The organism is Clostridium zeae (genome assembly GCF_017312485.1).
Classification (GTDB): domain Bacteria; phylum Bacillota; class Clostridia; order Clostridiales; family Clostridiaceae; genus Clostridium_AR; species Clostridium_AR zeae.
On sequence record NZ_BMBA01000001.1, the window covers coordinates 463620 to 476367 of the forward strand.

Annotated in this window: 12 protein-coding genes; 2 read left to right on the forward strand and 10 right to left on the reverse strand. The window is 31.5% G+C overall.

The features are described from left to right. Positions 1–7: 7 nt before the first annotated feature. The 5 genes from J3477_RS02120 to J3477_RS02140 all read right to left on the reverse strand — a co-directional run bounded on the left by J3477_RS02120 (position 8) and on the right by J3477_RS02140 (position 6585). A complete protein-coding gene (locus tag J3477_RS02120; RefSeq protein WP_206867903.1) occupies positions 8–1387 on the reverse strand; it encodes a sensor histidine kinase in 1380 nt (459 codons plus the stop codon). A gap of 52 nt (positions 1388–1439) precedes the next feature. Beyond that, the gene (locus tag J3477_RS02125) at positions 1440–2126 is read right to left on the reverse strand and encodes a response regulator transcription factor (protein WP_206867904.1); all 687 of its coding nucleotides are present in this window, start codon (positions 2124–2126) and stop codon (positions 1440–1442) included. Positions 2127–2357: 231 nt separating this feature from the next. Then, on the reverse strand, positions 2358–3116 hold the full coding sequence (locus J3477_RS02130) for an ABC transporter ATP-binding protein (protein ID WP_206867905.1): 759 nt from the start codon (positions 3114–3116) through the stop codon (positions 2358–2360). A gap of 118 nt (positions 3117–3234) precedes the next feature. Further along, a complete protein-coding gene (locus J3477_RS02135) occupies positions 3235–5550 on the reverse strand; it encodes an ABC transporter permease (protein WP_206867906.1) in 2316 nt (771 codons plus the stop codon). Positions 5551–6213: 663 nt separating this feature from the next. Continuing rightward, the gene (locus J3477_RS02140; RefSeq protein ID WP_206867907.1) at positions 6214–6585 is read right to left on the reverse strand and encodes a zinc-ribbon domain-containing protein; all 372 of its coding nucleotides are present in this window, start codon (positions 6583–6585) and stop codon (positions 6214–6216) included. Between the two features lie 445 nt (positions 6586–7030). Between J3477_RS02140 and J3477_RS02145 the strand changes: the two genes are divergently transcribed. Then, entirely contained in the window at positions 7031–7369 is a 339-nt protein-coding gene (locus tag J3477_RS02145; protein ID WP_206867908.1) for a hypothetical protein, read from the forward strand. 79 nt (positions 7370–7448) lie between these two features. On the opposite strand, the gene J3477_RS02150 is transcribed toward J3477_RS02145, so the two are convergent. Beyond that, on the reverse strand, positions 7449–7994 hold the full coding sequence (locus tag J3477_RS02150; RefSeq protein WP_206867909.1) for a DUF4865 family protein: 546 nt from the start codon (positions 7992–7994) through the stop codon (positions 7449–7451). A gap of 313 nt (positions 7995–8307) precedes the next feature. On the opposite strand from J3477_RS02150, the gene J3477_RS02155 reads away from it, so the two are divergent. Further along, complete coding sequence (locus J3477_RS02155; protein WP_206867910.1) at positions 8308–9171, forward strand: LysR family transcriptional regulator; 864 nt, start codon at positions 8308–8310, stop codon at positions 9169–9171. 249 nt (positions 9172–9420) lie between these two features. Here J3477_RS02155 and J3477_RS02160 read toward each other — a convergent pair whose 3' ends face one another. The 4 genes from J3477_RS02160 to J3477_RS02175 form a co-directional block, all read right to left on the reverse strand. Then, a complete protein-coding gene (locus J3477_RS02160; RefSeq protein WP_206867911.1) occupies positions 9421–10284 on the reverse strand; it encodes a ketose-bisphosphate aldolase in 864 nt (287 codons plus the stop codon). Between the two features lie 94 nt (positions 10285–10378). Further along, positions 10379–11233, reverse strand: coding sequence for a class II fructose-bisphosphate aldolase (locus J3477_RS02165; protein WP_206867912.1), 855 nt, complete (start codon positions 11231–11233; stop codon positions 10379–10381). Positions 11234–11269: 36 nt separating this feature from the next. Next, positions 11270–12346: a PTS fructose transporter subunit IIC gene (locus tag J3477_RS02170; RefSeq protein WP_206867913.1), complete on the reverse strand. Its 1077-nt coding sequence runs from the start codon at positions 12344–12346 to the stop codon at positions 11270–11272. A gap of 54 nt (positions 12347–12400) precedes the next feature. After that, positions 12401–12712, reverse strand: a complete 312-nt coding sequence (locus J3477_RS02175) for a PTS fructose transporter subunit IIB (RefSeq protein WP_206867914.1) — start codon at positions 12710–12712, stop codon at positions 12401–12403. Between the last annotated feature and the right edge of the window lie 36 nt (positions 12713–12748).

Here is a 12748-nt window from a genome sequence, read left to right on the forward strand (position 1 = left end):
CACATCTTCATTTTAGTGTAAATCCTATTTCGCATCCTTTGTTATGCCTACTTATACAATATATCTCACCACCATGCTCCTCAATTATGTATTTGCATATAGATAACCCTAGACCTGAACCTGGTATACTTGAGCTCCTTGATTTTTCCGCTCTATAAAATTTATCAAAAACATAAGGTATATCATCCGGACTTATGCCAATACCGTTATCCTTCACCTTTATAAGCACTTTTTCATTCTGTCTCTCTGCCTCAATAACGATGCTTCCACTACCATCTCTCATATACTTTATACTGTTTTCCACTAGATTATATAGAACCTCTGTAATCCGTCTCTTATCGATACTTACTAACATGTCCATAATGTTTACTTCGAAGGAAAAATCAATATTCTTCTGCTTTACGTAAATCTCAAACTCTTTCATTACAGGAATGAAATAGTCATAGAAATAAACCTCTTTCATGTTTATGTCAAGCTGATTGAGCTCAGCATTTGAGTACTCTAGTAGCTCATTTATCATTTCAATAAGTAAATCCGTCTTACCTATGATTATATTTACATAATCCTCTTGAGCCTTAGGGGTTCTAGCTATACCATCCCTTAATCCTTCGCTGTAAGCTTTAATTGTAGATATTGGAGTCTTAAGATCATGAGAAATACAGGAGATAAGCTCTTGTTGGGATTTCTTAAGAACTTCTTCCCTTATCTGTTTTGCTTTTAATTCATCTCTCATAAGTTCAAAAGAATAGGTAAGATCGCCTACTTCATTTTCTCCTATTTGCTTTTCATAGGTTCTAATAACTTCTAAATCATAATTACCAGCAATGATTCCTTTAGTAGAACTACTAATTTCTTTTAAGGGAGTTAAAATTCTTCTACTAAAGTACAAACTCCTAACTACTACTATTGCAGTGCTTATAAAAATACCAAGGATAACTGGAAGAAATACATTTATTACTCTAGCTAAATTTGATTCGATTAAAACATCATTTTCAGGTATTAAGAAAACTACAAATCCATTTACTTTTCCCTGCTGCTCTAGTACAAAACTTTCTTTTATCTCATGTTTATTTTTAATACTAAAGCTCTTATCAGTTTGAAGCATCTCTTGAGTATTTAGCAGTTCTCCAACCTTATATTCAAAAGCACCACCATTATATAGCACCCTTCCATCTAGTCCAAAAACAATATACGGATAACTACCATTATTGTATATTTCTTTTTCTATTTCACTTTTCTGCTTTGAAACTGTCATCCTTATATCATTATCATATATCTTAAAATCCATATTTAAAAATCTATAGATGCTTAAGATAAGTGATGCAAAAAGAACGACTACTATAATAGCAGTCGTTATGATATTTCTTTTATAAAGAATATTATTCATAGAAAACTCCCCTTGCTAAGTTTCAACACAGTACTTTAACTGAGCCTATCTTTTATGCAATGAATTTATATCCTGCTCCCCATACTGTTTTTATATATTCTAAATCATATTTTCCTAATTTCTCTCTAATTCTATTTACATATACGGTTATACTATTATCATCACAAATACCGTTATAGCCCCATACTCCTTCATATATTTGCTCCTTTGAAAAAACCTGATTGGGGTTTTTAGCAAAAAAGAATAGCATATCAAATTCTTTAGTTGTTAGATTCAATTGTTCTCCTTTAACCATTGCTGAATAAGAGGATTTATTGAGTATTAATTCCCCTATCCTCACTTCATTATTATGAATAGGGTGAACAACTTTTATTTTCTCATATCTTCTAAGCTGTGCCTTTACTCTTGCTACTAACTCCAATGGACTAAAAGGCTTTGTTACATAGTCGTCAGCGCCAATTCCAAGGGCTATTACTTTATCCATTTCTCCACTTTTAGCAGAAATCATTATAATAGGCACTTCTGATTTTTCTCTTATCTCTTTACATACACTTATTCCATCTACCTTTGGCAGCATTATATCTAAAAGTACGAGGCTTGGCATTTTTTCATAAAATTCTTTTAACCCCTCTTGTCCATCATGAGTCACTACAGGTTCAAAGCCTTCCACTTCCAAATATGCACCTAAAATATCAGCTAATTCTTTTTCATCCTCTACTATCAGTATCTTATGCCCCATTTTGCACCCCATTTTAAAACAATAATTTATGTGATTACAGTATATTAACGAACTAAACTTGATAATCTAAATTAACTTAACAATATACAGCTTCTTTTAAATCCGCATTATCACTATATATTTATATAAATATTAAATTATAAAATCATAAGAATTTAAAACTATATAAATTTTAATCTGTATTGCTATGTCTACGAAAATTATATCTTAGATTAACTACTCTTACAAGTTCTACCAGCCTTTTTCTTTCAGGAACTTATATAATACCTCTTCTCTTTCTGAAGTTGCCCTTTTATCATACTGTTCTAAGTTTAGTTCACCATCTATACGCCCATCCTTAAGATAAATAATACGATTGCCTCTTAAAGCAGCCTTTAGATCGTGAGTCACCATTACTACAGACTGCCCTTCATTGTTAATATTTGTAAATATATCTAGAACATTTTCTCCCTGAGAAGAATTAAGAGCTCCAGTTGGTTCATCTGCAAAAAGTATTTTAGGATTATTAATCAAAGCTCTACATATAGCCGCTCTTTGTTTTTGTCCACCAGACATCTGATTTGGAAATTTCTTTCGATGAGAAGTAAGTTCCATTTTTTCTAATAAGGAATCTATCTTCCCCTCTATTTCTCTACGTTCAGCTTTTGTCTTATAGGTTGGACTTAAAATATTTTCGTATACATTAAGATTAGGAATTAAATTAATTCCTTGAAATACAAAACCTAATCTCTCTTTTCGAAGCTTTGAGATTTCTTTTTCTTTCATTCTTGTAATATCTGTTCCTTCAAAATAAACCTTCCCAGTGGTCACGTCATCCATTCCACTCAAATTATAAAGTAGCGTAGATTTTCCTGAACCAGAGCTTCCCATAATTACAGTAAAATCACCTTCATAAATCTCTAAATCCAAATTTTTAATTACGTTATTTACTTCACCATCACTTATAAAACTCTTACACAATAGCTCTGTTTTTATAATAACATCTTTCATAAACTCACAACTCCTTTACTAGTTCAAGTATTGTGTTTAAATTAAGTGTTTAGTATCTCCGGTACAACCACTTAATTTAAACCAAGTTATTGATCATATCTAAAATTGATTACCACCTTTACTCCTGTACCAAATCCCTGACGTTTACCTTTTTAAGAGAACGTGAAGATATAAGTGTACTTATTATAAAAGCTATAAGCACTGCTATATTTGCCAAGGCTATATGAAAATAGTTATAGGTTACAGGATATTTTATAAAGCCAAACATAGACAAACATAGTTTCATAATATTTGGATAAAGGATAATAATCATAGGCACTGCAATTATTATAGAAATTATCGCAAGCATCCCCACATAAAATAGATTTGAGCATATTAGATGCCAAGTTGAATATCCAATGCACTTGTAAATACCATTTGTTTTTTCATTACTTGTATTTCTTAAAATTACTATGCTAAAAATATTAATACCACCTACTAAAAGCACCAGCGCAACTACAGGAGGAATAGCTCCCTGTTGAGGAGTTACAATCATGTCCATAATACTACTGAAGGCTTCTGTCCTAGCAGTTATATTTCCATTTCCGCCTACCTTCTTCTTCATATCCTCTATAAAATAGTCCCTTTGCTTTTTATCCTTTAAATAGATTGAAAAGTAGTTGTAATGGAAATCATACATATTGTCCTTATATAGTGATGTGGTTACTCTACAGCTATCTCCCATACCATAATAAGTTTGAAATATCCCTGTTATAAGTAAATTTACTCTTTTTTCTCCACCTAAAAATATCTCAATATAATCTCCTACAGTCTTATTAAGATCTTTTGCTACTTTGCTTCCAATAGCAATCTCTTCTGAAGTTTCAGGATTTCGTCCTTCTATTACAGGTAACTTTGTTTGTGAATAATCATCATAAACAAAGGTTTTCATAGCTGTAGACTTCATTCCCTTCCTCCATTTCATAGTTACCTCAGTAGCAATATTGCTATTTAAATAATAGTCTACTCTTGAATCATTTTTTATAATATCTTCAACTTTTCCATTATTACTACTATCTGTTATGTTAATCATAACATCGCATTTGTCTACACCAAGCCAATAGTCATTGTTATCCTTCATGGTATTTGCCACATCCAGAGATATTACTCCAAAATTTATACCAAATATTGTCACAATAGAAGTTATTAGTATTACAATGGCGTTTTTTCTATTTCTTATTACCCCTCGTAAGGCAATTCCTATAGCTGAGAACTGAAGTTTTAAATTGCCTTTATAAGATTTTTTCTTTTTTGTACTGGAATTTGTCATCCCATTTAAGGCATAAACCGGCTTAACCTTCTTTGTCTTGCTTAAGATTCTATATATTATACTTATTACTAGAGTTACTATTATTGCATAACAAATAGCTCCAGGGATAACTACACTATTAGTGACCACTTTTCCCATATTCTTAAATACTGAACTTAAGATAATATTTGATATGCTAGCAGAAGCTACACCTCCTAATATACAAGCTACAGAAGTTATTAAAAAATAAAACTTTAGATACATACTCAAAATATCGCTAGAGTTATACCCCATAGTCTTATATATAGCAATTACTTTAGCGTCCGTAATCATCAGATTTTGTATCATAAAATTAATAATTATACAACTAACAACTAGCATGATAACACCTATTGCAAGAAAAACTGCTCCAATTACATTACCTGCTATTTGATTATTATTAATAGTGTCTTCTAAAGTTACCATCATTCCACTCATTTGCCCATCATTTTTATCCCTATACTCCTCTTCAAGTTCTGCTCCAGTAACTCCAGCTCTTCCATAAAGCTTAAGGTTCAGATAATTGTTCATTCCTTCCGGCAATTTTTTGATCAATATATCACTATCATAGGAGGTTAACATTTCATAGATTTCTGAGTATATCCCCTTTACCTTATAAAAAACATCTCCAGTAGGAAGCTTTATTTTTATCTTATCCCCAACCTTGATATTATCTTGATTACTTACACAGGCTGGAATTATACATTCATCATCCTTTAACTCACTTACTGTGTTTTTATCTCCTTGAAGGAAGTGAACATTTCCAAAAACTGACTCCTTATACTCAGTAAGTTTTAAAAAACCTTCTATCTTTTTATCGTTAAAAGTTAACTCCTCAGTAATATAATGAACTCTGGAATATTCAACTCTTTCAAGCTTTGAAAGCTTAGTAAATTGTTCTCCTAAAGCAGTGACTTCCTTATCCGTTTTAGAATATGGATACACTATAGCCGTGGCAGAATTACACTCTTTTGCAAACTCCTTAAAGGGTGTATTTAATGATATTAGTATGCTAATTGAAGCACTCATTAGCAAAGAACATAACATCATTATCAGAAACATAAGTGATGCCTGCAGCTTTTTATGTCTAAAGTTTTTGATCCACATACTCTCTATCCCCTTTTTTATTTCATACTATTTAGCAGACATATGAATACACCACCTACTTATCGGTACTCTATTATCTGCAGCCTATATATTTATAATAATTGGTAAATATAAAATAAAAATATATTAAATATTAATAATTATTAATAGATGTATTTAGTACGTGTAAAAATTAGGGTGTCTCTCCATCCGACACTTCAATGAGTTTCGCAAAGAATTAATATGATTTTCTTCAATTACATAGCTAAAACTGTATAACTCACTACGTTCGGACAATACAGTTTTACTCTTTAGTTATTATACTTTTAATAAATTTTTTATATCTTAATTTAAATAAAAGCAATCTAATATTGTGTCGATTCAAAGAGTAAAGAGTGAAAAATTATATTGCCTGCCAGAATTTCTTCACATACGTTCAGAAAAGGCAGATGCACAAAAAATCACTAATGAGGAACGCATTAGTGATTTTTAAATGCTACTCCATTTCAAAAAATCATTTAATTCTAATAGCTCACTCATATAGTGTCTACTGTAGAAACACCCTAATTTCTATTATCATAAAGCATAAGGTTATTAATAAATGAATTTTATGTATCTAGTAGAAAACTTAAAGTAGCTGTCATACATGAATTAAACTAATTCACTGTATGACAGCCACAAAAATTACTCACTATCAGTTTTCATCTTATTGTATTCTTCCATTTGCTTTAGGTAATTTATCTGAGTTTCAGTTTTACCTGAATATTTTAAACCTTCATCAATGGTCTCAATTGCAGCTTTACCACTAACAGCATCCTGCATTTCAACCTTTAATTTTTCAAATTGCTCTCTTGTTAGCTCCACATAACTTCCACAACTCGGACAAGCAATTTGATATTTTTTCTTATATGGTATTATAGGTATAAAAAACAAGGTAAACCATGTTGTTGCAATGCATAGTCTCCAAACGTTGGTCTGGTTACAATAATTGCAGGTACGTTCAAAAACGCCACCAATAAACTTTCTGGTTACCTTACCCCATCCCCAAATTATCATAGTATCACTCCTTATATATAATCCAAATAATTATAACATTTACCTGTATATTCCACAACCAAGGTTTATTATAATTAAACTGGTACTGTTAAAGAACCGTGTTGAAATTAATTGGTTATTCATCCGATGCTTAAATGAGCTTACGCAAAGAATTAATATGATTTTTTCATATTTCATGGCTAAAACTGTAAACTCACTATGTTCGAACAGTACAGTTTTTTAACGCCATTCCATCTGAAAAAATCATTTAATTCTAGTTGCTCGCTCATATAGCATCTCCTGCATAACCAATTAATTTCAACAATATTCTAAAACATGATCTTATAATTTAACCTTATAAATATTATTAAAGGTACATATTTGATTAGCTCTATAGCGTACATTGAAATAATATTATAATAACTATTAACATGTCATATAATTTAAAATGGGTGGAGGGTTTGTAATGGAACAATCAAAGTTTAGAAAATTATATCTTCTTATTAATATTCCTATGATACTGCTATTTTCTATAATATTAATTGCACCACTTTCCGTAATTGATAGAATTACTGATGTATATTATGTTGGTATAGTTGCTCGAATAATCTTGGGCATATGGTGTGTTTTTAATGGTTTATGGGCTGCCTGTACTGATTATTATTCTTTTTTAAAGAACAATAAGTTTCAAAAAAGCAATAAAACTCCTAAATGGATATGGTTGTTAATTCTTATATTGGGCATTGGATGTATTATAACTGCTTTTATGGGTTATGGATTTAATGGAGTTAAGAAAACTATATAAAATCTTAAGACACATTTAACCTTCTAAATAGAGTACAAATTAAAGGAAGTCAAAACGACTTCCTTTAAAAATGAATATTTTATTTCCCTTGAGATACATGAAGTATGCTATAAACTACTCCATCTATTGCTTCTACCTTACTCAAATCATCTATAAAATAAAATATGTTGTATCTCCATTTTTCAGGACTATAGATAACAATGTATTCTGCACCATTAATTTTAGGCATATTTTCTTTTATTATATCGCTTAAACCTTTCAAGCTTTCTCGAACCTCTATTTCTCTTTCCACTTCAAATAAATATTTAATTTCTTTTATATTGTCACTTGTTGTATCAGTTAGTGGTATTCCAATATTTACATGCTGCCATCCGAAGGAAGAAATGATATTATCGTAAAAGCCGTCAAATAAAAACTTATTCATCCCTTTGCTATCCTTCCAAAGGTACAACGGACAATAGCTGTTACTGAAATTATTGTTAGTGCCTTTTTCTGTTATTAGGTATAGCTTAAACTTTAAACTTTCAAAGCCATCAGTTTTATGACCATTATTCTTTACTCTATTTTTTATTATGTCCATATCATAGTCACTTGGTAATATAATCTTATACTGCATTCCAATCATCTATAGTCCCACCTTATCGTTTATCCATATTTTAAAATAAGTATTTCTAGTTTTAACGAATGACTAAAGCTAAATACGTTACTTATTCCACTTTTAGTTTAACTCCAGATTTATAAGTAGTATAATACTTATTAATAATATCCGATATCACTTTTAGTGATATACAGTTTTTTAGCGATAATCTTTAGAACATGACATTATTAAACATCAATGTTATGATAAAATGAATATAAAATTTATTATATTTATTTAAAATAATGATAATATATAGAGATTTAAATACATATTATGATAACTTTGAAAGGTCACTAACATGGAGATTAATGATTTAAGAATATTTCAAATGGTCGCCAACGAAAAATCTATTTCAAAAGCAGCCTTTAAGCTCGGATACGCACAATCCAATATTACAATGAGAATTAAAGTACTTGAAAATGAATTGAATACTTCATTATTTGTAAGAAACAATAAAGGCACACTTCTTACTTTAGATGGTGAGAAGCTTCTTCGGTATGCTGATAAAATTCTTAATTTAGTGGATGAAGCTACCGAAGATTTTAAGAAGCCTAATAATTTAAATACTAAGCTTACCATTGGAGCTACTCAGACCATTTCTTCATTTTTAATACCAAATTTGTTTTATTTATTTCATAAAAAAAATCCTACAGTAGCTTTATCTTTAAAGACAGAAAGGCAAGAGGTTCTTTTAGATATGCTAACAAAAGGGGATATTGAGGGCATATTTATATATGATAACTGTGTAATTAAGCAAGTTAAAGAAATAGTTAACTTTACAGAAGAAATAGTTCTAATATCTGCTTCTGCTATTGATGACATTAAAAATATAAGAACTCCAATAATAGTAAATACTGATAACTTCTGTCCCTATCATAAGCTTCTAATAAAGTGGTTTGTACATAACCATGCAAAACCTTCAAGCATTATTGCATTTGATACCTTAGAAGCTATTCTTAGAGGAGTATCTTCTGGACTAGGAGTAAGCCTTTTACCCCAAAGTTCTCTTCCAGATACCCATAACTTTCATGTATATAATCTTGAAGAGGGCTTCGATAAAGTTAATATTAAGTTTATAGTAGATAGTAATAAAAAAAGTTCTGATGCTTTAAAAGATTTTATTTCTATTTCATTTGAGCATGTAGCTATAAACAAGACGTAGTATATGTATAGATGTATCACTTCTAACCGAAATTTATTTTTAAAACTCTCACGGCTTCTGGTGAGAGAATTTAAAAATAATAAGTTTTATTACGAAGTGGTACATCAATATAACAATGAACCACTTCAATCCAAAATCTATTTTCAAAACTCCTCTGGGTTCTGAGAGGAGTTTTTGAAAATATAAATTTAAGTATTAAGTGGTTCATATTAATTCAGATGGCGCCAGCATACACAGTATTATATTATGTTATTGATAACATCTAACCTTATCTACATCATTAAACAAATCAATCTTATGATAAATAACTTCCTTCATTGCAGCAATGCATGGTGGATATATTGCATTTGGCTCACGAATACCTTCATCCTCTAAAACTTCTCTGCATTTTCTATAAAATGCTTCTTTTATATCACTTGATATATTTATCTTGGATACCCCAAGCTTTACAGACTGAGCTATTTCTTCATCTGGGTTTGATGATCCCCCATGTAGTACTAGTGGTATATTTACTGTATCTCTTAAAACCTTTAATAAATCTAATTTAAGTTCTGGTTTCATATTCTTAGGATAGATTCCATGTGCTGTTCCGATGGCTATTGCAAGAGTATCAACCCCAGTCCTCTGAACAAACTCCTTTGCCATTTCTGGATCTGTATATATTATCTTACTAGCTCCATACTCTCCTCCATTTCCAGTAGTACCTATAGTACCAAGTTCAGCTTCTACAGATACATTTACTGGATGTGCTGCTTCTATTACTTTCCTTGTGATTGCAATATTTTCTTCAAAAGACATATGGGATGCATCAATCATTACTGATGTAAAACCACATCTTATAGCTCTCATTACTTGCTCGAAGGTTGCACCGTGATCAAGATGAATTACTACTGGGAAATCAGCCTTGTTCGCTTCTTCAACAACACTAGCAACAAAACTATCTTCTACAAAAGATAACTCATCTGGATGTATCGCTATTATAACAGGTGCTTGCTTTTCATGACATGCTTCCATTACACCCTTTAAAATCATGCAACTGCTTGTATTAAATGCTGGAACAGCAAAACCATTTTCTTGTGCTACTACTAATAATTCTTTCATATTCATTAACATACTGATACTCTCCTTTAAATAACTTTTATATTTTGAAATTTTTTTGCTTTACCTAATAGTTAAAAAAATCTCTATTTATGAGACTTGTACACCTTTATTTATTTTTACCTGTAGATCCTGCTAACCTTATATAATACCTAACTAGATTTACGCTATCCTTTTCTATGCTGTGAATTAAAGAATAAAAGTTTATATCAGGATTTGCTTCTAGCTGCGACTTTACACTATCACGGCATGCATTCATAAAATCGCAACCTACATTTATCTTGTTAATTCCGTATTTTACAGCACCTTTTATATTTTCTTCACCAGAACCTGATCCACCATGAAGTACAAGTGGCATATTAGTTAGTTTCTTTATTGTTTTCAATCTATCAAAATCAAATTTTGGAACCATCCCGTCAGGATAATTTCCATGGGAAGTACCTACAGATATAGCTAAAGCATCTATCCCTGTCTCTTCCACAAATCTCTTTGCTTCAAGTGGATTTGTATACATATCATCTGAAGAGAATTCTCCACCTTCTGTAGCACCTAGACACCCTATCTCACCTTCAACACTAGCGCCTAATGCATGCGCATAATCTGCTATTTCTTTGGTCATTTTTATATTTCCTTCTAAATCAAATCTAGAAGCATCTACCATTACAGATGAAAAACCATCATTCAGTGCCTTTATTAAATATTCTTTCTCTTGACCATGATCAAAATTTAAAGCAACATTCACACTTGCTCTATCCGCTAAAGTCTTTACTATTGGTGTTATTAACTCACTATCGCAATGATTAATCAAATGCTCCTGATAAAGATTAACTATAATTGGTGCTTGCTCGAGTTCTGCTGCTGCTATTACAGTTCTGGCTGTCTCAACATTAAAGCAATTTATCGCCATCACCGCATAGTTTTCTTTATTGGCTTTATCTAACATTTCTTTCATAGAAACATACATGCTAACTCACCTCTTTTAGTTCAATATCAAAGTATCCTAATTAGTTTTAATGCTATCTAGATCAAGCTCTTCTTCCTCTTCAACAACAATTGCATCTTCTTTTGCATCCTTCTTTAAGAATACAAGCAACAATGCTGTCACAAGAGATCCTACTCCAAGTGCTATTAGAAAACCAATTGGATTTTGCATTGCAGGTACTATGAACATTCCTCCAGAAGGTACAGGCGATCCTACATTTAACAACATTATAAGTGCTCCACCAACTGCTGCCCCTATAGAACATGAAGCTATTACTCTTATTGGATCAACTGCTGCGATTGGAATTACCCCCTCAGTTATCATACATATTCCCATTGGGAAAGCTATCTTTATATTGTCAGATTCACTCTTATTATATCTTGATCTCTTTATAAGCCATGATAATGTTACTCCAAATGGAGGTATCATAGAAGCACATACCTTTATAGCTTCTGGTCCATATATTTTATTTACAAGTAAGCCATCAGCAAATAATGATGCAACTTTGTTTACTGGACCTCCGAAGTCAAAGGCTGCCATTGCACCCATAACCATTCCGAATACAACCTTTGATCCACCACTCATATTTACAAGTAAACTTTCAAGTGCTCTTGAAGCTGAAGCTATTGGTGCACCGATTACGAAAAACATTATTAGACCAATAACAATTGAAGAAAGTAAAGGAATTATCATCATAGGCATAAGGCCTTGCGCCCATTTAGGCACTTTAAGGTTTTTCTTTAGATAACTTACAAAATAACCTGCAAGATAACCTCCTAGCATACCACCTAAGAAACCAGCATGCATAGCGTTAGCGATCATACCCATCAATAAACCAGGTGCAATACCAGGCCTGTCAGCTATTGAATAAGCTATTGCAGCACCCATAACACCAGGTAGAAGCTGCATACCAAACACACCAAGGCTTACTGCTGCCTGCCAAACACTGTAGGATGCTGAGTAATCGGAAATAACAGAAGGATTTCCACCAGCCAAGTTACCAATTGCGATTAAAAGACCTGATGCCACAACTAAAGGAAGCATAAAAGAAATACCAGTTAATGCATGTTTTTTTAGTTGAAGATTCTTTAACATATTGATTTTCCCCCTAACAAAATATTATAGAATTACGTTTTATTTGAATAATATTTACAGTCCTAGGTCTTTTTGAATTTTATTAATTAATCCCTTTGGTGATTTAATTACTACAGTAGTAGGCACATCATATATTTTTTTACCAGCAAATCTTTCTCTACCACTGACTTTTATGTCGGCTGCTATTATCACCACATCAGCCTCTTTTATTTCGGCCTCAGTTAATTCATCTTCTGTTCCTATTGTTCCTTGTGTTTCAATATGAGCCTTATGTCCTAGCTCAGTTGCTGCACGAACTAGTTTTTCTTTTGCTATATATGTGTGTGCTATTCCTGAAGTACAAGCTGCAATTCCAACAATTTTCATATTTTTTCTCCTTTCTATTTAGCCATACCAAATTTA